18 protein-coding genes and 1 pseudogene are annotated in these 20,563 nt (G+C 68.6%); 15 read left to right on the plus strand and 4 right to left on the minus strand.

Annotated elements, in window-relative coordinates:
• Window positions 1-3 precede the first annotated feature (3 nt).
• From V5F66_RS19680 to V5F66_RS19695, 4 genes and pseudogenes are all read left to right on the plus strand, one after another.
• On the plus strand, window positions 4-963 hold the full coding sequence (locus V5F66_RS19680) for a DUF58 domain-containing protein (protein WP_198139197.1): 960 nt from the start codon (window positions 4-6) through the stop codon (window positions 961-963).
• On the plus strand, window positions 960-1,547 hold the full coding sequence (locus V5F66_RS19685; RefSeq protein ID WP_394094549.1) for a DUF4381 domain-containing protein: 588 nt from the start codon (window positions 960-962) through the stop codon (window positions 1,545-1,547). The genes V5F66_RS19680 and V5F66_RS19685 overlap by 4 nt, the downstream gene beginning before the upstream one ends.
• Entirely contained in the window at window positions 1,544-2,581 is a 1,038-nt protein-coding gene (locus V5F66_RS19690) for a vWA domain-containing protein (protein WP_012112871.1), read from the plus strand. Before V5F66_RS19685 ends, V5F66_RS19690 begins: the two co-directional genes overlap by 4 nt.
• A 224-nt stretch (window positions 2,582-2,805) precedes the next feature.
• Window positions 2,806-3,174: pseudogene (locus V5F66_RS19695) on the plus strand (VWA domain-containing protein); the annotation flags it as partial.
• A gap of 647 nt (window positions 3,175-3,821) precedes the next feature.
• On the opposite strand, the gene V5F66_RS19700 reads toward V5F66_RS19695, so the two are convergent.
• A complete protein-coding gene (locus V5F66_RS19700; RefSeq protein ID WP_394094581.1) occupies window positions 3,822-4,625 on the minus strand; it encodes a pentapeptide repeat-containing protein in 804 nt (267 codons plus the stop codon).
• Window positions 4,626-4,676: 51 nt separating this feature from the next.
• Here V5F66_RS19700 and V5F66_RS19705 point away from each other — a divergent pair, with 51 nt between their 5' ends.
• Window positions 4,677-6,446 carry a BatD family protein gene (locus V5F66_RS19705; RefSeq protein ID WP_394053414.1) on the plus strand — a complete coding sequence of 590 codons (1,770 nt, stop codon included), beginning with the start codon at window positions 4,677-4,679 and terminating at the stop codon, window positions 6,444-6,446.
• A gap of 42 nt (window positions 6,447-6,488) precedes the next feature.
• Here the strand turns inward: V5F66_RS19705 and V5F66_RS19710 are convergent, their stop codons facing one another.
• A complete protein-coding gene (locus V5F66_RS19710; protein ID WP_041575167.1) occupies window positions 6,489-7,382 on the minus strand; it encodes a LysR family transcriptional regulator in 894 nt (297 codons plus the stop codon).
• A gap of 128 nt (window positions 7,383-7,510) precedes the next feature.
• Here V5F66_RS19710 and V5F66_RS19715 point away from each other — a divergent pair, with 128 nt between their 5' ends.
• From V5F66_RS19715 to V5F66_RS19760, 10 genes are all read left to right on the plus strand, one after another.
• A complete protein-coding gene (locus V5F66_RS19715; RefSeq protein WP_012112875.1) occupies window positions 7,511-8,221 on the plus strand; it encodes an isochorismatase family protein in 711 nt (236 codons plus the stop codon).
• A 116-nt stretch (window positions 8,222-8,337) separates the two neighbouring features.
• Entirely contained in the window at window positions 8,338-9,405 is a 1,068-nt protein-coding gene (locus tag V5F66_RS19720; protein WP_394094550.1) for an ABC transporter substrate-binding protein, read from the plus strand.
• Between the two features lie 26 nt (window positions 9,406-9,431).
• Window positions 9,432-10,358 (plus strand): ABC transporter permease, encoded by a 927-nt coding sequence (locus V5F66_RS19725; RefSeq protein ID WP_394094551.1) that lies wholly within the window; start codon window positions 9,432-9,434, stop codon window positions 10,356-10,358.
• Between the two features lie 8 nt (window positions 10,359-10,366).
• On the plus strand, window positions 10,367-11,173 hold the full coding sequence (locus V5F66_RS19730; RefSeq protein WP_012112878.1) for an ABC transporter permease: 807 nt from the start codon (window positions 10,367-10,369) through the stop codon (window positions 11,171-11,173).
• Between the two features lie 25 nt (window positions 11,174-11,198).
• A complete protein-coding gene (locus tag V5F66_RS19735; RefSeq protein WP_394001941.1) occupies window positions 11,199-12,260 on the plus strand; it encodes an ABC transporter ATP-binding protein in 1,062 nt (353 codons plus the stop codon).
• 104 nt (window positions 12,261-12,364) lie between these two features.
• Complete coding sequence (locus V5F66_RS19740) at window positions 12,365-13,339, plus strand: dipeptidase (RefSeq protein WP_394094552.1); 975 nt, start codon at window positions 12,365-12,367, stop codon at window positions 13,337-13,339.
• A gap of 41 nt (window positions 13,340-13,380) precedes the next feature.
• On the plus strand, window positions 13,381-13,908 hold the full coding sequence (locus V5F66_RS19745; protein ID WP_394094553.1) for a DUF5943 domain-containing protein: 528 nt from the start codon (window positions 13,381-13,383) through the stop codon (window positions 13,906-13,908).
• Between the two features lie 82 nt (window positions 13,909-13,990).
• Complete coding sequence (locus V5F66_RS19750; protein WP_012112882.1) at window positions 13,991-15,058, plus strand: ABC transporter substrate-binding protein; 1,068 nt, start codon at window positions 13,991-13,993, stop codon at window positions 15,056-15,058.
• A gap of 150 nt (window positions 15,059-15,208) precedes the next feature.
• Window positions 15,209-16,012 carry an ABC transporter permease gene (locus tag V5F66_RS19755; protein ID WP_049775857.1) on the plus strand — a complete coding sequence of 268 codons (804 nt, stop codon included), beginning with the start codon at window positions 15,209-15,211 and terminating at the stop codon, window positions 16,010-16,012.
• Window positions 16,012-16,806: an ABC transporter permease gene (locus tag V5F66_RS19760; RefSeq protein WP_012112884.1), complete on the plus strand. Its 795-nt coding sequence runs from the start codon at window positions 16,012-16,014 to the stop codon at window positions 16,804-16,806. The genes V5F66_RS19755 and V5F66_RS19760 overlap by 1 nt, the downstream gene beginning before the upstream one ends.
• Before the next feature lie 213 nt (window positions 16,807-17,019).
• Here the strand turns inward: V5F66_RS19760 and V5F66_RS19765 are convergent, their stop codons facing one another.
• Window positions 17,020-17,559 (minus strand): sarcosine oxidase subunit gamma, encoded by a 540-nt coding sequence (locus V5F66_RS19765; RefSeq protein WP_394094554.1) that lies wholly within the window; start codon window positions 17,557-17,559, stop codon window positions 17,020-17,022.
• Window positions 17,552-20,563, minus strand: coding sequence for a sarcosine oxidase subunit alpha family protein (locus V5F66_RS19770; RefSeq protein WP_394094555.1), 3,012 nt, complete (start codon window positions 20,561-20,563; stop codon window positions 17,552-17,554). The genes V5F66_RS19765 and V5F66_RS19770 overlap by 8 nt, the downstream gene beginning before the upstream one ends.

Below are 20,563 nucleotides of genomic sequence, written 5' to 3' on the forward strand. Positions count from 1 at the left end.
GAGATGTCGGACAAGGATCCGTTGAAGGGCGTCGTCGCCCGCCTGCCGGAGCTGGTGGCCGCGCGCCCGCGCGGAGGCGGCGGCTTTGCGCCCGGCGGCAAGGTGCGGACCCACCAGTTCGGCGGCCACCGCTCGTCCTTCCGCGGCCGCGGCATGGAATTCGACGAGGTGCGAGCCTACCATCCCGGCGACGATGTGCGCACCATCGACTGGCGTGTCACCGCGCGCACCGGGCGCACCCACACCAAGCTGTTCCAGGAAGAGCGCGAGCGCCCGGTCCTGATCCTCGCCGATGCGCGCGCGCCCATGCGCTTCGGCACGCGCGACAGCTTCAAGTCGGTGCTGGCAGCGAAGGCGGCGGCCATCCTGGCCTGGGTCGGCATCGCCGGCGGCGACCGGGTGGGGGGCGTGGTGCTGGCACCGTCCGGTGTCAGCGCCTTCCGGCCCGAGCGCAGCCGCAGGCGCATCCTGAATTTCGTGCGCGCCGTGGCCGACGCCACCGCCGAGCGAGTGGGACCGGCGCCGGAGGAGCCCACGCTGGCGGAAGCCCTGGCGCGGACCCGGTCGCTGGCCCGGCCCGGCACCCTCGTCTTCCTCGTCACCGACTTTGGCGATCTCGATGTCCATGCCGTGCGCGAGCTGGAGCGGCTCGCGGTGGACAATCACGTCACCTGCCTGTTCGTGTTCGACCGGCTGGAAGCGCAGATGCCGGACCCCGGCCACTATCCCGTCACCAACGGGGTTGCGGTGGCGCGGCTCGATGCGGAGCGGGCGGCGCTGCGGGCGGCCTATGCCCAGCGCTTCGCCGTGCGTCATGACGGGGTCGAGCGGATCTGCCGCGAGCGCGGCATGACCTTCCTTGATCTTGAGACCGGCAGCGATCCGGCGGATGTGCTGCATCCCGAGCGGCTGCGGCCGCTCCAGTCGGCGGGGCGGCGGGCAATGGGGCGTGCCCCGGCATGACCTCTCCCACCACGCTCCCGCCCACCGCGCCCGATTTCTCGACCCCGGACTTCCTGACGCCGGGGGGGAAGATCCCCGACGCCCCGGCGACGCCCTCCCTTGAGGAACAGCTCGCCACCCTGCGCGATATCCACCTGCCGCCGGACGTGCCGTTCTGGCCGCCTGCTCCCGGCTGGTACGCGCTGGCCGGGCTGGTCCTGCTGGTGGGGGTCGTGCTCGCCATCCGCGAATGGCGCTGGCGGCAGACGCTTGCCTACAAGGCCATGAAGGAGTTCGAGGCGACGCTGGCGCAGGCCCATGCGCAAGAGGGAGGCGATGGCCTTCCCGATGCCCAGACCATCGCCGTGGCGGCCTCCGGCGTGCTGCGCCGGCTCGTGCGCGCCCAGTCCGGGGATGAGGCCACGGCTCTCACCGGGGAGGCGTGGACGCGGGTGCTGGTGGCCGGCAAGGCGGGCTTCGGCGTCGCCGAGGCGGCATACCTCGCCCGCGCGCCCTATTATCCGCCGGCCGCCGCTCCGGATGCCGGGATCGCGCCGAAAGCCTTCGTCACTGCCGTGCGGCGCTGGATCAGGGCGCGCGCATGATCACCCTGCAATGGCCATTCGTGCTGGCGCTGCTGCCGCTGCCGTTCCTGGTCCGCCTGCTGCTGCCGCGCGCGCCGGAGCGGCAGGCCGGTGCCTTGCGCCTGCCGTTCTTCGCGGACCTCGCCCGCGCCGGCCTCGTCGCCGCCGGCCGGCCCCGCTTCAGCCGCCTGCGGCTGGCGACGCTGGCCTTCATCTGGACCCTGCTGGTCATCGCCGCCGCGCGGCCGGTCTATGTGGGTACGCCCGTCGCTATCCCCGTGGAAGGCCGCGAGATGATGCTGGCGGTGGACCTTTCCGCCTCCATGTCGTCGCCGGACCTGGTCCAGTCCGGCGTGCCGGCCAACCGGCTGCAGGTGGTCAAGCGCGTGGCGGACGACTTCATCGCCCGCCGCACCGGCGACCGCATCGGCCTCATCCTGTTCAGCACCCGGGCCTATGTGCAGGCGCCGCTGACCCTCGACCGCAATGTGGTGCGCCAACTCCTCGCCGAGGCATCCATCGGCATGACCGGGCGCAACACCTCCATCGGCGATGCCATTGGCCTTGCGGTGAAGACCCTGCGCGATCGGCCGGCGAAGGATCGGGTGCTGATCCTGCTCACCGACGGTGCCAACACCTCCGGCGTACTCGACCCCATGGAGGCGGCGGCTATCGCGGCGAAGGAGAATGTGCGCATCCACACCATCGGCGTGGGCGCCGACAGCAATTTCACCGACATCCAGCCCGGCATGCTCATGAACCCGTCGGGCGACCTCGACGAGGAGGCGCTGAAGAAGATCGCGGGGCTCACCGGCGGCCAGTATTTCCGCGCCCGGAACGACAAGGGCCTCGCCGCCATCTATGCTGACATCGACCGCCTCGAGCCGGTGGCCGGGGACCCGCAATATGTGCGTCCCACCATCGCCCTGTTCTACTGGCCGCTCGGAGCGGCGCTGCTCCTGAGCTTCGTCCTCTCGGCCCTGCTGCTGCTGCATTTGCCCCTGCGCCGCCGGGCGGGTGGGGGTGAGCCGGCGCGCTTGGAGGGCTCCGCCTGATGCCGGCGAGCTTCCATCTCCTGCGGCCCGAATGGCTGCTGGCCCTGCTGCCGGCGGCGGTGCTCGCAGCGCTGCTGTGGCGCCGGCTGAAGCAGGGCGCGAACGACTGGTCGCGGGTGGTGGATCCCCATCTGCTCGTCCACCTTGCCGCGTCGGGCGGGCGACAGACGGGCCGCTGGCCCATCGCGCTGCTGCTGGCGGGCTGGGGCGCGGCCATCCTCGCCATGGCCGGGCCCACCTGGGAGAAGCTGCCGCAGCCGGCCGGCGGGCGGCTTGAACCCGTGGTGGTGGCGCTCAGCCTCACCCGTTCCATGGGTGCCAGCGATGCCAGCCCCACCCGCCTTGCCGCCGCCCGCTACAAGGTGGCCGATGTGCTCGCGCGCATGCGCGGCGGCGAGGTGGCGCTGGTGGTCTATGCCGACATTCCCTTCACCGCCGCACCCCTGACCGAGGACGCCCGCGTGGTGGGCCAGATGCTGCCCGAGCTTGCCACCAACCTGATGCGCGGCGGCCCCGCGCGCACCGATCTCGCCATCGAGAAGGGGGTGGAGCTTCTGAAGGGCGCCGGCGCTTCCAGCGGCCGCATCCTCATTCTCGCGGACAGTGCCGGGGATGACCCGGCGAAGGCGCAGGCGGCGGCCAGGGCGGCCGCGGGGGCAGGCTTCAAGGTCAACGTGATCGGCGTTGGTGGCTCCGGCGCGGATGGGGCGGCGCCTCTGGATGCGGCGGGCCTTTCCGCCCTCGCGGTTGCCGGGCGTGGCACCTTCTCCCGCCTCACCGCCGACGACAGCGACCTGGAGAGCACCCTGCCGCTGACCAGCGCGTCCGCCACGGCGCCGCCGGCCGACCAGGACGGTTTCACGGCGGATGTGTGGGCGGACATGGGGCCGTTCGTGCTTCTCATCGCCGTCCTGCTGGCGCCCTTCGCCTTCCGCCGGGGGTGGATCGCCGTGCTGCTTCTTGCCATCCTGCCGGCCCTGTTCGCTCCGCCGCCGGCGGCGGCGGGGACATGGGATGATCTGTGGGCGCGACCGGACCAGCAGGGCGCCTCCACCTTCAGCGCCGGGGACTATGCAACAGCCGCCCAGCGCTTCGAGGACCCGGCCTGGCGCGCCGCCGCCCGCTACAAGGCCGGCGACCATGCGGCCGCGGCAGCAGCCTATGCGGGCATTCCCGGCGCCGACTACAATCGCGGCAACGCGCTGGCCCGCTCCGACCGGCTGGAGGAGGCCGTCGCCGCCTACGACGCCGCGCTCAAGGCCGACCCCGCCGACGCCGACGCCAAGTTCAACCGGGATCTGGTGCAGGGCATCATCGACGCCCGCAAGAAGAAGGACGACGACAAGAAGAACGACCAGAAGAAGGACAAATCCGGCAGCGGTGGAGGCGGTGGCGGCGGCAAATCCGATCCCGGCAAGCCCGATCCGAACAAGTCCGACCCTTCCAAGTCCGACCCTTCCAAGTCCGACCCCTCCAAGCCGGACCCCTCCAAGCCGGACCCTTCCAAGTCTGATCCGGCGAAACCTGATCCCGCCAAGCCGGACAATGCGAAGCCGGACGCAGGCAAGGCCGGCGCGGACCCGCAGAAGGCCAAGCCCGGCGAGCCCGATAAGGGGGATCCGCAGTCGGCTGGCGGCGCGCCACAGCCGTCCGGACCGCCGCAAGCCCCTGCGCCGCTGCCGCCGCGCCGGCCGCCTGAGATCGCCGCGGCTCCGCAGCCGCCGGCCGAGCCGCCCCAGCAGCAGCCGGCACCCCAGCCGCCACAGGCGAACCCGCCGTCTCCTCCGGCCACCGCCGCGTCGGCCCCGCCGCCGCCTCTGCCGCAGGGCGCGCCTGATGTGCCGCACGACAGCGGGGACGCAAACAAGGCGTTCGAGCCTCCCCCGCCCGGCCCCACCCAGGTGGTGCCGACCGCAGCGCCTCCGCCGCCCGGCAGCAAGGAGGGCAAAATGCCCGCGCAGGCGCTGTCCGACGACGTGCAGAGCCGCGAGCAGGCGCTGCGCCAGGTGCCGGACGATCCCGGCGGCCTCCTGCGCGCCCGCATCCGCGCGCGCTATTTGGGCAGCCCGGTCAACGTCCAGGTGGAGGGCGAGCCATGATCCGCGCGCTGCTGCGCCTCGCTTTCCTGCTGGCTGCGCTGATCGCGGCGACGCCGCTCCTCGCTGGCGCCTTCAAGGCGAGCATCGAGCGCCTGCCCACCGACCAGGGCGAGCCGTTCGAGCTGGTGCTGAGCCTGACCGGCCGCGACAGCCTGGAGCCGCCGAACGTCACCCCTTTGTCGAAGGACTTCGAGATCCTCGACCGGCGCAAGCGCAGCCGCATGGACACCGTGGCCGGGCAAAGGATCGAGGTGAACGAATGGGTGCTGACCCTGGTGGCGAAGCATCCGGGTCGTCTCACCATTCCCTCCCTTTCGGTGGGCGGGGAGGCGAGCGCCCCCATCGACCTCACTATTGCTCCCGGCGCGGCCATCGCGCCGCCCGATGACGAGCCGCTCTCGCTGGCGGTGGACGTGCAAGGCACGCCCCCGTTCTTTCTCCAGAGCGAGATCCCCATAGTGGTGCGCATGTTCGACCGCGTCGGCGCGCTGGAGGCGACGGCGGGGCAACCGGAGGCCGATGGTGCCTCCTTCACGCCCGATGGGGGACTGAAAACCTATTCCCGCGTCTTCGGCCGCCAGCGCTTCCGGGTGGTTGAGCTGCGCTACATCATGCGGCCGCAGCGCACCGGCACCATCCAGATCCCCTCCTTGGCGCTCAAGGCTTCAATCCCCACCTCGCCTCCGGGCGCGCAGGAGCAGGCCCGCACGCTGGGACGGCCCGCCATGCCATGGCTCGGCGGCGGCTTCAACGCCGGCCGCAAGGTTACCGTCTATTCCAATCCGGTGGAGGTGGAGATCAGCCCGCGCCCCGCCGGCGTCACCGGCTGGTTCCTGCCGGCCCGGTCCGTGACCCTGCGCGAGAGCTGGTCGCGTCCGCCGGCGCAGGCCAAGGTCGGCGGCGCGCTGGTACGCACCTTGCGGCTGGAGGTGAAAGGCGCAAGCCCCGGCCAGTTGCCGCCCCTCGCGGCGCCCGATGTGGACGGCGTGCGCCAATATGCCGACGAGGGCAAGCCGGACGCGACCTCCGTGGACGGCGGCATCGGCGCGGTGGTGGAGACGCGCGTCTCCGTGGTGCCCACGCGGGCCGGAACGGTGACGCTGCCGGCCATCTCCGTGCCGTGGTGGAACGTGACGGCAAACCGGGCGGAAGTGGCCACCTTGCCGGCCGTGACCCTCAATGTGTCGGCCTCCTCCGACGGCAGCGCACCGCGGGTGCCGACCGCTCCCGTTGCCGTACCGGCCCCAAAGCCAACTGCTGATGGAACATCAGGCGGCTGGAACGTGCGCGATGTGCTGGCCGTGCTCGCCGTGACCGTGCTGGTGGTCGGCACCGTCTTCTACAGCGGGCGTCGGCGGCGCCCGGCCGAGGCCGAGCGTGCGCCGGACCCGACGCATCCCGGAGCGGTCCGGCCGGCCGGGGCCGTCCACGGCCGCACGGCCGGGCGTCCGAAATTGGCGCCCGTGGATCTCGATGCGGCGGCGCGGGCGCTCGATGCCGCCTGCCGCGGTAATGATGCGGCCGCGGCCCACCGCGCCTGGCTCTCCTTCGCCCGCGCCATGGGCGGGACGGGGGCCTGGACCCCGCGTACCCCCGGGATGGCGCAGGCGGTGGCGGAGCTGAGCCAGCACCTGTATGCGGGCGGGGCCGGGGGCTGGGACGGGCGCGCTTTACGCAAGGCGCTGGCCACCGAACGGCGTGCCGCGAAGGCGCGGAACGGGCGCAAGGCCCGTGGCCTCCAGCCGCTCTATCCCACGTCCCGTTGATCGGGATCCGGCCGAACGGTCTGGTTCCGGGCGGAGCGGCGGCTAGACGCTGCCCCACACCCGCAGCAGGAAATCGGTGAAGATGGAGACCGCCGGCGAGCGCACCGGAGTGGCCCAGGCGGCCACGGTGACGATCTTTTCCGACACGTCGTCGAGATCGCGGATGACGATGCCGCGCCGCTGCAGGTTGCGCACGCAGCTGGCATAGACCGAGACTCCGGCCCCCGCCGCGACCAGCCCGAAAATGCCTTCCGACGAGGAGGCCTCCTGGGTGATGCGCGGGGTGAAGCCGGCGCGGTGGCAGATGGAGAAGAAGGCGTTGCGGAAGGCGCCCCAGTTCTCGCCCGAGCCGAGCACGAAGGGCTGGTCCGCAAGGTCCGAGAGGCGCAGGGTGCGCACGTTGGAGAGCGGATGGGTGATGGGCAGCAGCGCCACGTAGCGGTTGTCGTCGAAGGTGTAGCTCTCCATGCTCGGCTCCTCGAAAGGGCCGATCATGAAGCCGATGTCGATGCGCTCCGCCAGCAGCGCCTCCTGCTGCTTGAAGGTGGGGATGAACGAGATCTCCAGCCGGATCTCCGGCCGGTAGCGACTGAAGGCGCTCAGGAATTCCGGCAGCCGGCCGTTGATGGCGAAGTCCATGTAGCCGATGCGCAGCAGGCCCACCTCGCCGCTGGCGGTGCGGCGGGCGTTGGTGACGGCCCGTTCCAGCCGTTCCAGGGCGGCGCGGCCGTCGGCGAGGAAGGCTTTGCCGGCCTCGGTCAGTTCCACCGAGCGGGTGGTGCGGGCGATCAGCGGCACGCCCACGTCCTGTTCCAGGTCGCGGATCAGGCGGCTCATGGCCGGCTGGGTCATGTGGGCGCGCTGGGCGGCGCGGCTGAAGTGCAGTTCCTCCGACAGGAGGACGAAGGCACGGACGTGGCGGAGGTCGAAGCGCATGGGTACATTCATATCACAAATGGCATAAGTCATGCGAAATTTGGAATTTCTCCTGTCATAGAAGATTGAGCACTCTGGTCCCTGCAAGTCCGGCGCAGACGGGCGGAAAACCAGCAGGGACAACGACTATGGCGTTCGAGGAAGATCTCGATGCGGCGCTGACGCGCGCCTTCGAACAGGCAACCTCCCTCTACCAGGGGCGCGGCTTCCAGCGGCGGGTGGGCTTCGGCAGCCGGCCGGCGCTGATCAACGTGGATCTGGCCAACGCCTGGACCCGTCCCGGCAACCCGTTCACCTGCGAGAAGATCGACGACCAGATCATTCCCGGGGTGCAGGCCCTGCTCGCCGCCTGCCGGCGCAACGGCCACCCGGTGGTGCATGTGACCACCTGCTACCAGGTCACCGACGAGACCGAGGCTGCGACCGATATGGGCTTGTGGCACCACAAGATTCCCATCGAGGTGGTGGACCAGTCCAAGCCCGAGCTGTGGGCCATCGACAGCCGCATCGAGCCGGTGAAGGGGGAGCAGGTGCTCATCAAGAAGCGGGCCTCCGCCTTCCACGGCACCTACCTCGCCGGCTTCCTGCGCGCCAACAATGTGGACACCATCCTGGTGACCGGTGTCACCGCCTCCGCCTGTGTGCGCACAACGCTTTGCGACGGCCTGGCGGAAGGCTTCCGCACCATCGCGGTGAAGGAATGCATCGGCGACCGGGTGCCTGGCGCAGTGGCCTGGAACCTCTTCGACATCGACGCGAAGTTCGCCGATGTGGAGCCGCTGGAGCGCTGCATCTCCTACCTCGACGAAGTCGGCGCCAAGTCTCGCGCCGCGGCGTGAAGAGTTCTTGCTCCGAGGCCTGATCGGGTCGCCGCGCTCCGGTGCGGCGACTTCCAGACCTTCTCCGACATCGACGACTTCGACTTCGACATCAAAAATAAAATCCAGAGGCGGACATGACGAAGACTGATCTCACCCTTTCGGGTGCGCCCTCCCGGCGTGCCGTCCTCGGAGCGCTCGGTGCGGGGGCGGCGGTGCTCGCCGCCCCGCGCCTTGCCCGTGCGCAGGAGGGCACCCTCGTCGTCTCCAACTGGGGCGGCGACTGGAACGAGCGGACCATCCGCTTCGTGGAAGCGCCGCTGGTGGAAAGCCGCGGCATCAAGATCGTCCGCGACCTCGGCATGGAGCCGGAGCGCAAGGCCAAGCTGATCGCCGAGAAGCGGCTCAAGCGTGGCACCATCGACGTCATCCATATCAACGAGGGCGACAGCGTGGAGCTGAACGCCCAGGAGGTGCTGAGCGACATCGATTTTTCCAAGGTGCCCAATTACGCCGACGTGGTGCCGGCGCTCAAATCCAAGCCCTTCTTCGTGCCGTGGCTCTACAGCGGCGTCACGATCATCTACAACAAGGACAAGGTGCCGAACCCGCCCAAGTCCTATGAGGAGCTGTGGGACAAGAAGTGGGCCGGCAAGATCGGCCTCACCAACCAGCTTTACTTCAACTACATCATGATGGCCGGTCTGATCAAAGGCGGCAATGTCACCAATACAGAGCAGGGCAAGGAACGGCTGATCCAGCTGAAGGAGCTGACCCAGCCGCGCATCTATGCCGCCCACCAGCAGCTCGGCGCCGGCCTCGTCAATGGCGAGGTGGACATTGCGGTGAACTACAAGGCGCGCGGCCTGCAATGGGCCAATGACGGGGCGCCGCTGGCCATCCAGTATCCATCCGAAGGCGCCATCGCGGTGATGTTCGGCGCGGCCCTGCCCAAGCGCGCGCCGAGCCCGGACCTAGCCAATATCTATTTCAACGCCATGCTGGATCGCAAAGCCATGGCGGGCCTTGCCGGCGCCAGCTTCTACGCCCCGGCCAATTCCAAGGCGGAGCTTTCCGACGAGCTGCGCGCCAAGGTGGACTTCACGGCGGCGCAGGCGGCGGCGCTGAAATTCCCCGATTACGCCCACGTGGCCAAGAATACGGCGGAATGGCTCGAGTGGTGGAACAAGAACATCGCCCGCTGAGCGCGGCCGGCATGTCGGGTTCGGCCATGTCCACGGCAACGACCAGCCCCGGCGGCGCCAGCGCGCCGCCCCTCAAGCTTCCCGCGCCGGGTGCGCGGGAGCGCCGGCGCCTGTCGCCGGCCTTCGGCCTCGCCGCGCCGGGCACCCTGTTTGTGGTGCTGGCGCTGATGGGGCCGCTCGCCCTCATGTTCCGCTATTCGCTGAACCGGTTCGTGCCGGGGCAGATGATGGTGGAGGCGCTCACCCTCGCGAACTACCAGAAATTCTTCGCCGACAGCTACTACCAGGAGGTGCTGGCGACCACCCTGTGGGTGTCCGGCCTCTCCACACTCCTGTGCCTCCTTGCCGGCTTTCCGGTGGCGTACTTTCTGGTGCGGCAGGCCAGCGACAAATGGAAGGGGCGCTTGCTCCTCCTCGTCATCCTGCCGCTGCTCATGGGCAATGCGGTGCGCACCGCAGCGTGGATGGTGATTTTGGGTGACAAGGGCCTGTTCAATGCCTTCATCGGGACGCTCGGCCTGTCGCCGGTGAAGCTCATGTACACGCCCACCGCCGTGGTCATCGGCCTCGTCTCGGTGCTGCTGCCGTTCATGATCGTGACGCTGCAGAGCGTCATCGAGGGCATCGACGCCAACCTCGAAGCCGCCGCCTCCAGCCTTGGCGCCTCCCACCTCACCACCCTGTGGCGGGTGGTGCTGCCCTTGGCGCTGCCGGGCATCCTCGCCGGCACCTTGCTGTGCTTCATCCTCTCCATGAACGCCTATGCGACGCCGGTGCTCATCGGCGGCCCGAGCTTCCAGATGATGGCGCCCGCCGTCTACCAGCAGGTGGCGAAAGCCATGAACTGGCCCTTCGGCGCGGCGCTCGCCTTTGTGCTCATGGCGGTGACCCTGGTGCTGACCACCACCGCCAACGTCCTGGTGCAGCGGCGCTATCGCCGCTGGAGCGAGTGAGAGCCGCCATGGGAATTCTCGCCATCAACCGCATCTATGCCGCGCTCTCGGCGCTGGTGCTTGCCTTCGTGCTGCTGCCGCTCGTCGCCATCGTGTGGGTGAGCTTCTTCGCCAACCGCATCCTCTCCTTCCCGGCCACCGGATACACCCTCGACTGGTATGTCCGCGCCTGGGAGCAGGAGGCGTTCCGCAACGGCTTCATCACCAGCATCGAGACCGCGCTGGTGGCGGTGGCCATCTCGTTGGTGCTGGGCGTGCCGGCAAGCCTGGCGCTGGTGCGTTACCGCTTTCCGGGGCGGGATGCCATCCAGACCGTGCTGCTCTCGCCCATGGTGGTGCCGGGCATCGTCGGCGGCGCAGCCCTGTTCATGGCCTTCATCGAGCTGGAAGTGCTGCTGGACGTGGAGATCGCCGGCACCCTGCCGGGCCTGCTCATCGCCCATGGCCTCATCGCCTTGCCGTGGACGGTGCGGTTGGTGACGGCCTCGCTGGTGGGCATGAGTCCGTCCTTTGAGGAAGCGGCGCGCTCGCTGGGCGCGGGGGTGTTCACCACCTTCTTCCGGGTGACGCTGCCCATCATCAAGCCGGGCATCGTGGCGGCGGCGCTGTTCTCCTTCGTGGTGTCCTTCATCGACCTTGAGAAGTCGATCTTCCTGGTGGGGCCGGGCCGCACCACGCTCCAGATCGCGCTGGTCTCGTATCTGGAATGGAACCTTGATTCCACGGTGGCGGCGGTCGCGACCGTGCAGATCCTCATCATCGGCGCGCTGCTGATCGCCAGCGACCGCTATGCCCGCCTCGCGCGGGCGTTCTGAAACGCCTGTTTTCGGAGTGACCTGAATGTCCGATGTCGTCCTCCAGTCCATCGTCAAGCGCTATGACGCCACCACCGCCGTGGACAATGTCTCGCTCAACATCCGCCAGGGCGAGCTGGTGGCGCTGCTCGGCCCCTCCGGCTGCGGCAAGACCACGACCCTGCGCATGGTGGGCGGCTTCATCCCCGTCACCGAGGGGCGCATCCTGGTGGGTGGGCGCGATCTCACCTCGCTGCCGCCCAACAAGCGCAACATGGGCTTCGGCTTCCAGAATTACGCGCTGTTCCCGCACATGAGCGTGGGCGAGAACGTGGCCTTCGGCCTGCAGATGCGCAAGCTGCCCAAGGCCGACATCGCAGCCAAGGTGAAGACCGCGCTGGACCGGGTAAAGCTTTCCCATCTCGCCGACCGCCTGCCCAAGCAGCTCTCCGGCGGCCAGCAGCAGCGGGTGGCGCTCGCCCGCGCTCTGGTGATCGAGCCGGACGTGCTGCTCCTCGACGAGCCACTCTCCAACCTCGACGCGCAATTGCGCAACGAGATGAAGCTGGAGATCCGCAACATCCAGCAGCAGCTCGGCATCACCACCATCTTCGTCACCCACGACCAGGACGAGGCGCTCTCGGTGGCCGACCGGGTGGTGCTGATGCGCGCCGGGCGCATCGAGCAGATGGGCGCGCCGGACGATTTGTTCGAGCGGCCGGCTTCGCACTTCGTGGCCGAATTCATGGGCGTCACCAACCTGTTGGCCGGCACGCTCGAAGGCGTCGGCCGCTTCCGTCTCATCAGCGGCGAGGTGGTGGCGGTGCCGGTGGCCGGGCTGTCCGGCGACCTCGCGCTGGCGCTGCGTCCAGAGCGGGTAATCCTCGACGGCACCGATGAGGCGCTGCTCGCCAACACGCTGTCGGCCGAGGTGGAGTTCGCCACCTATCGCGGCCTCGTCATCGATTACCGGGTGCGCCTGCCTTCGGGCGTGACGCTGATCGCCCGCCGACCCTCGCCGGCGGTGGGCGGCCCCGCCCCGCTCAGCCCCGGCCGCGCCGTGCGCGTCTCCTGGCCGCCCGAGGCCGGAACCCTCGTGCCCATGTGACCTGGCGCCCGCTCCTTTTCCAGTATCCGCCGACGTAAGTCTGGCACCTCAGAAGGCATTTCGCCGTGAATCTGCACGTTTCGCCCACGAAGGAAGATCAAGCCGTGTCCAGCCTGCACGAACAGCTTGTCGTCATCGACGGCCTCATCATCTCCGATTTCAGCCGTGCGGTGTTCGAGGACATGCGCAAGGGCGGCCTCACCGCCGCCAACTGCACCTGCTGCGTGTGGGACAACTTCACCGAGACCATGCGCAATATCGCCAAGTGGAAGAAGGATTTCGCGGCCAACGCGGACATCATCTCCCAGGTCTACACCACGCAGGACATCCTGAAGGCCAAGGCCGAGGGCAAGACCGGCATCATCCTCGGCTGGCAGAACACCTCCGGCATCGAAGACCACATCGAATATCTCCAGCTTTTCCATGAGCTGGGCGTGCGCATCATCCAGATGACGTACAACACCCAGAATTATGTGGGCTCCGGCTGCTACGAGGGCACCGACAGCGGCCTTTCCGACTTCGGCCATGACGTGGTGGCGGAGATGAACCGCCTCGGCATCCTGTGCGACCTTTCGCACGTGGGGCCGAAGACTTCGGAAGACACCATCAAGGCGTCGAAGCAGCGCGTGGCCTATTCCCACTGCCTGCCGGCGGGGCTGAAGGCCCATCCGCGCAACAAGAGCGACGCGCAGCTGCGCTTCATCGCCGACAAGGGCGGCTTCATCGGCGTCACCATGTTCCCGCCCTTCCTGGCGAAGGGTCCGGAAGCGACCGTCGCCGATTACGTGGAGGCGATGGAATACATCATCAACATCGCCGGCGAGGACGTGGTGGGCGTGGGCACCGACTTCACCCAAGGCTACGGCCAGCCCTTCTTCGACTGGATCACCCACGACAAGGGCTTCGGCCGCAAGCTCACGGATTTCGGTGCCGTCATCAATCCGGAAGGCTTCCGCGAGATCGGCGACTTCCCGAACCTCACCGCCGCCATGGAACAGCGCGGCTGGTCCACCGCCCGCATCGAGAGAGTGATGGGGCAGAACTGGCTCCAGCTGCTCAAGGACGTGTGGGGCGCTTGAGCCCCATTTCGTCTTTCCTCCAACGCGGGAATACTTTCAAGATGGCCAAGCCCGAGATCGAGATCGACGTGGACCCGGCGACGGGACGCTGGTTCGTGGACAAGATGCCCATGATCCTGGTGCCCCAGCATTTCTACAACAACAACCACTTCGCCATCGAGGGTGCGCTGGGGGCCGAAGCCTTCGACGCGGCGCTGGCCCCGGCGGGGCACCTCTCCGCCTATGTGTGGTGCAGGAAGCAGGCGGAGGTCTACGGGCTCGAAGGCGTCGATGTGTTCGCCCACTACATGAAGCGGCTGTCGCAGCGCGGCTGGGGCCTGTTCTCCATCCTCGCCATCGATCCGGCCGCCGGCACCGCCACCATCCGCCTCGACAACTCCTCCTTCGTGACGGAGGAGACGCGCTCGGCGGGTCGTAAGCTCTGCTACATGTTCGCGCCGTGGCTGGCCGGGGCGCTGGAATTCGTCTGCGAGCAGGCCGGCGCGCCGCAAAAGCTCGAGGCCCGCGAGGTGCAGTGCGCCGCCGAGGGCCACGACTACTGCCTCTACGAAGTCAAGCCCGCCGTCTGAGGCGGGCGTCTTCTTCAATAAGACCTGAATTAGCGACCCAAATATGGGCGCACATTCCATCCGACCAGAGGACTTGAGGAACATGAGCGACAAGATGAACATGTCTCGCCGCACCGCGCTGAAGACGTTTGGCGTGGCAGCCGCCGGGGCGCTGGCGGCGCCCGCCGTCATCACCCGGTCGCTGGCCGCCAGCGAGACGCTGGTGGTCTATAATTTCGATGGTCTGCTCGGCAAGGTCATCAAGGATCACTGGATCGATCCCTTCAGCCAGTCCACCGGGGTGAAGGTCGAAGTGCTGACCATGCAGGGCTCCTCCCCTCCCATGGCCAAGATCAAGGCCCAGGTGGATGCCGGCCGCCCCGATGCGGATGTCATCCCCATGCAGATGCCCGATTATGTCTTCGGCGTGCGGAACAACCTGTTCCAGACCATCGACGCCAAGGACATGCCCGAATACGCCAACCTCTATCCCGATTACATCACGCCCCATGGGCCGAAACTGGTGCTGTGGAGCTACGGCCTCGCCTACAACACCGACAAGATCAAGACCGCGCCCACCGCCTGGGCCGACCTGTGGGACCCCCAGTACAAGGGCAAGGCGGCGCTGAACGAGGCGCTGTTCGACCAGGCGCTGCAGATGGTCAACCTCGTCGCCAAGGGCAAGCCTTTGCCGGTGGACGACGCCACCTTCGCCGCCCTCACCAGGCTGCGCCCGAATCTTGCAACGCTCTGGACCACCGGCGCCCAGGCCGAGCAATTGCTGCGCACCGGCGAGGTGTGGATCATGCCGGTGTGGAACGGCCGCGTGTATCCGCTGAAGGACCAGGGCGTGCCGATTGATTTCGTCTCGCCGAAGGAAGGCTTCTTCACCCGGGCCGACCCGTTCTGCATTCCGCGCGGCGCGAAGAACCCGGAGCTTGCCAAGGCCTTCATCAACTTCTCCTGCACGGTCGCCCCGCAGCAGGCGCTGGCCAAGGGGCTGTTCTATGCCTCGCCCAACCAGAAGGTGGTCTACCCGCCGGAAATCGCCAAGCGCGTGGTGGTCTCCACCCGCGAGGAACTGGCGCGCGCCGTGCCGGAGGATTTCGAGGTGATCGTGGACAATCTGCCCGATTGGCGCCGGCGCTGGGATGCCTGGAAGCAGAGCTGAGCGAAAGCCGGTCGCGGAGCCCTCGTCATGGCGAGCGATGCCTCTCTCCCATCCTCCCTCGCGGACCCACGGGGCAAGTGGATGTCATTGAAAAATCTCGGTCGCCAGGGTTTCTGCCGGCTCGGATGGTGGGGGCTTCTGGCCCCCGCCATGGCGTTGTACGCCCTCGTCTTCTTCATGCCGCTGGGCGTACTGGTGGGCGAGAGCGTGCACCCCTCCGGCGCGCCGCAGCTGTCGCTTGCCAATTATGCCGCCTTCTTCACCGATGGCGTCACCTTCTCCATCTTCGCGCGCACGGTGCGGCTTGCCTTCTTCGTCACCCTCACCTGCCTCGTGTTCGGCTATCCGCTGGCCCTGTTCATGCGGCGGGCGGGGCCGGTGCTGCGGCTGGTGGCGCTCACCATCGTGGTGTCGCCGCTGCTCACCTCGGTCATCGTGCGCAATGTGGCCTGGCTGCTGGTGCTGGGGCGCGAGGGCATGGTGAACACCCTGCTGCGGCAGGCCGGCCTCATCGATGCGCCGCTGCCACTGCTCTACAACACCTTCGGCGTGGTGGTGGGCGTCACCCACGTCTATCTCGCCTTCCTGGTGCTGCCGGTGTTCTCCTCGCTGCTCGCCATCGATCCCTCGGTGGAACAGGCGGCGTCGAGCCTTGGCGCCTCGCGCTTCACCGTGTTTCGCAAGGTGACGGTGCCGCTCTCTTTGCCGGGGGTGATCGCGGGGTCCACCCTCGTGTTCGTGCTCACCATGGGGGTGTATCTCACGCCGGTCATCATGGGCGGCAGCTTCGTCACCACGCTGCCCATGGTGATGACGGACCTGGTACGCACCCAGTTCGACTGGAGCCGCGCGGCGGCCTTCGCCATCGTGCTCCTGGCCTTCATCGCCGTGGTGATGGTGGCGTCCAGCCGCGCCGAGCGGCGCATCGAGCGCATGCGCGGGGAGCTGTCGTGATGAGCGAGAACCGGATCGGCCTCCTCGTGGGTACCATCGCCGTGACGGTGATGGTGTTCCTCATCCTGCCCCAGCTCATCCTGCTGGTGCAGTCGTTCACGGCGGAGGATTATCTGTCCTTCCCGCCGAAGCATTTCGGGCTGCGCTGGTACGCCTTCATCTTCGGCGATGAGACCTGGCAGCGGGCGCTGTTCACCAGCCTCCTCATCGCCGTGCTGGTGACGCCGCTCGCCGTCATCCTCGGCACCGCGGCGGCCATCGGGCTCGACCGGGGTCCCATGCGCCTGCGCAAGGCCATGCGCACTGCTTTGGTGTCGCCCATGGTGCTGCCCCACGTGGTGCTGGGCATGGCCATCTACCGGGTGTTCCTGCCGCTGCGCTTCGACGACACGCTCGCGGGTTTCCTGGTGGCGCATCTGGTCTTGTGCGTGCCCTATGTGATCGTCACGGTGGGGGCGAGCCTCCAGGCCATGGACCGCTCGCTGGAACAGGCCGCCATGAGCCTCGGCGCCTCGCTTCCAGTGGCCTTGTGGCGGGTGGTGCTGCCGCTGGTTCGGCCGGGGGTGATCGCGGGGGCGGTGTTCGCCTTCATCACCTCGTTCGACGAATTCATCGTCACCTACTTCCTGGCGAGCCGGCAGACCACCGCGCCCATCCAGATCTTCTCCAGCCTGTCCTATCAGCTGGAACCGTCCATCGCGGCGGTTTCGGGCCTGACGCTTGTGGTGACGGCGGCCCTGTGCGGCCTGCTCATCCTGCGCGGCTCCATGGCGGGCACGGCGCAGGTGGCGTGAGGGGGACAGGACGGCGGGCTCCACCACCGTCATGCCCGGCCTTGTGCCGGGCATCCACGCGGTTCGGCCGGGAACCCCTTTCGGAAGCCAGCACCAACGGCACGGCGTGGATGCCCGGGACGAGGCCGGGCATGACGGCGGTGCAAGCCCAAACAAAAAGCGCGGGACGGATGGCCTCCGTCCCGCGCTTTTCTTTTCACCCGATCCCCGCGATCAGGCGAACTCCTGCGCCACCTCAGTGAGGAAGCCGGACACATAGGGCGCGAACGAGCGCCAGCATTCCACCCGGAAGCCGGTTCCCAGCCGCACCACCACCACGTCGGCCTTGCCCAGCAGGGTGCGGGTGGCTGAGCCTTTGGGGAAGGCGGCGTCGGACAGGTCCAGCGCGATGCCGGCGTTCAGCACGTCCGCCGCGTTGGGGCCGGTGACGGCGATGCCCACGTTGCGGTGACCCACGGCCACCAGCGAGAAGAAGCGGCCGGCAAGCTCGGCCTCCAGCGCCGCCTGGGCGGCAGCGCCTTCGCCTTCGGGCAGCACCAGCAGCCATTCGTCGGGGCCGAGCCGGGCGGCGAAGCGCTCCGGCGTGCCGTGGGCGGTGTTGAGGGCGCCCGACAGGTCGAAGCCGCCAGCAGTGCCCGAAAAGCCTCTCAGCCGCAGCACGAAGCGGTCGGCCGGGGGCAGGGGGGAGACGATGCCGCCGGTGCCTGCGGGCAGGGCGGGGGTGCGGCGGGCGATGGTCGGGGTATCAAGCATGGAGCGCTCCTTCCGTCTGGACGCCATTCACGCGCTTGCCTTCGGGATCAACGAACACCGGCGCGGTCACGGTCACGGCGGTGAAGCCGGTGGGGGTGGTGACGTGCAGGGTCTGCCCCATGCGCGCCCGCCCGCCGGCCACCAGCGCCAGCGCGATGGGCTGGTCGAGGCTCGGGCTGAGATAGGACGAGGTGACGTGCCCCAGCATGGCCATGGGCACCTTTTGGGCCGGATCGGCGACGATCTGCGCCCCCTCGTCCAGCACCGTGCGGCCGTCGAGTGAGGCAAGGCCGACCAGCTGCTTGCGGTCGGTCAGCGCCATGTCCGGGCGCGCCAGCGAGCGCTTGCCGACGAAGTCGCGCTTCAGCTTGGAGACCATGCCGCCGAGGCCAAGATCCTCCGGCGTCACCGTGCCGTCGGTCTCCTGCCCGACGATGATGAAGCCGCGTTCCGCGCGCAGAACGTGCATGGCCTCGGTGCCGTAGGGGGTGATGCCGAAGCGCTGGCCGTAATCGTAGAGCGCCTCCCATACCGCGCGGGCGTGGTCCGCCGGCACGTTGATCTCAAAGCCCAGCTCGCCGGTGAAGGAGACGCGCATGAGCCGGGTCGGCACGCCGCAGATCTCGCCGACGCGCACCGCCATGTGCGGGAAGGCGTTGGCCGCAAGGTCGATGCCGGTGACGAAGGGCGCCAGCACGTCGCGGGCGCGCGGGCCCTGGAGGGCGATCACCGCCCATTCCTCGGTGGTGGAGGTGGCGAAGACGTTGAGGTCCGGCCACTCGGTCTGGAGATAATCCTCCATGTGGGCGAGCACCCGCGGCGCGCCGCCGGTGGTGGTGGTCACATGGAACAGGTCGGGGGCAAGGCGCGCGACCACGCCATCGTCGAAGATGAAGCCGTCTTCCTTCAGCATCAGACCGTAGCGGCACTTGCCCGGTTCCAGCTTCAGCCAGGCATTGGGATAGATGCGGTTGAGGAATTCCGCCGCATCCGGTCCCTTCACCTCGATCTTGCCGAGCGTCGAGGCATCGAAGATGCCGACGCTTTCGCGCACCGCCTTGCATTCGCGCTTGACCGCCGCGTGCATGTCTTCCCCCGCCTTGGGGAAATACCAGGCACGGCGCCACAGAGAGACGTTCTCGAACTTGGCGCCATGCTCCACCGCCCACTCATGCAGCGGGGCGGTGCGGATGGGGTCGAACAAGGCCCCGCGCGCCGAGCCGATGATGGCGCCGAAGGTCACCGGCGTATAGGGCGGGCGGAAGGTGGTGGTGCCCACCTGCGGGATGGGCTTTTCCAGGATCTCCGACAGCAGGCCCAGCGCTGCCATGTTGGAGGTCTTGCCCTGGTCGCTGGCCATGCCGTTGGTGGTGTAGCGCTTCACATGCTCCACGCTCTCGAAGCCCTCGCGCACGGCAAGGCGGATGTCCTTGGCCGTCACGTCGTTCTGGAAGTCGAGGAAGGCGCGCACTTTCTTCGGGTCGTCGTCGGTGGGCAGCACCCGTGCCGGGGCAAAGCCCGTGGGGGTCGCCGGAGCGGCGGCGAACAGGCGGGAACCGCCCGCGCCCGCCGCACCGCTGCCCGCCGCCCAGCCTTCGGCGAGGATTGAGCCGAGGTCGTAGGTGCCCTTGCAGGCACCGGCGGAACGTTCCTTCTGCACCGAGATGCCGGGCACGAAGGCGTCGATCTCCGCGCGGAAGGCAAGCTTGCCGCGCGATTGGGAGTACAGGTGCACGGACGGCGTCCAGCCCCCCGAGACGCCGGCGCAGTCGCACGGCAGGGTGCGCCGCGCGCCGACGCCCTTGCCGGCGGTAAAGGGCGCGACGATGAGGCCGGTGAGCCCCTTGCCGCCGGTGGAGCCCACCACCGTGTGGCCGGCGAGGATCTCGATGCCCGAGACCCGCTCCTTCTCCGGGCCGATGGCGCTCAGGGGCCGGGTGTCCACGATGGTGACATGGAGCCCAGCAGCCTTGGCGTCCGCCGCTGCTTCATAGGCGGAAGCGCCGTTGGTGGCGAACACGATGCGCCGGCCCGGCGCCACGGCGTAGCGGTTGATGTAGGTGCGCACGCTTTCCGCCAGCATGATGCCGGGGCGGTCATTGTCGGCGAAGGAGAGCGGGCGCTCGTGGGCGCCGGTGGCGATCACCACTTCCTGCGGGCGCACCTGCCACAGCCGCTCGCGCGGCAGCTTGGGATCGGGCTTTTCCAGATGGTCGGTGATGCGCTCGGTCAGCACCACGTGGTTGTGGTTGTAATAGCCGAAGGCGGTAGTGCGCGGCAGAAGGGTGACGTTGGTGCGCCCAGCCAGCGTCGAAAGCGCCTGCGCCACCCATTGCGCGGCGGAGACGCCGTCGATGGTGGCGGTGCGTTCCGCCAGGAGGCTGCCGCCCATCTCCGCCTGCTCGTCGGCCAGGATCACGCGCTTGCCGGTCTCGGAGGCGGCCAGCGCCGCGGCGAGGCCGGCCGGCCCCGCGCCCACCACCAGCACGTCGCAATGGGCATTCCGGTGCACGTAGCGGTCGGCGTCCGGAACGTCCGGCGCCACGCCGAGGCCGGCGGCGGCGCGGATCTTGGGCTCGTAGAGCTTGTCCCAGAATGAACGCGGCCACATGAAGGTCTTGTAGTAGAAGCCCGCCACCAATACTGGCGACAGGCGGTCGTTGACTGCGCCGATGTCGTGCTCCAGCGAAGGCCAGTGGTTCTGCGAGGAGAGCTTCAGGCCGGCGACGGCCTCGATCACCGTCGCGCGGTTGTTGGGGTCGGCACGGCCGGGGCCGCGATCCACCTTCAGCAGCGCGTTGGGCTCGTCGGAGCCGTGGGTGAGGATGCCGCGCGGGCGGTGATACTTGAACGAGCGGCCCACCAGGCGGATGCCGTTGGCGAGCAGGGCGGAGGCCACCGTGTCGCCGGCAAAGCCCTCAACGGTCTTGCCGTTGAAGGTGAAGGCCAGCGGCCGAGCGCGGTCGATGCGGCCGCCGGTGGGGAGGCGATTGGATTGGGCCAT

Origin of the sequence: Xanthobacter versatilis, from assembly GCF_043193975.1 — a bacterium.
Lineage (GTDB): Bacteria > Pseudomonadota > Alphaproteobacteria > Rhizobiales > Xanthobacteraceae > Xanthobacter > Xanthobacter autotrophicus_E.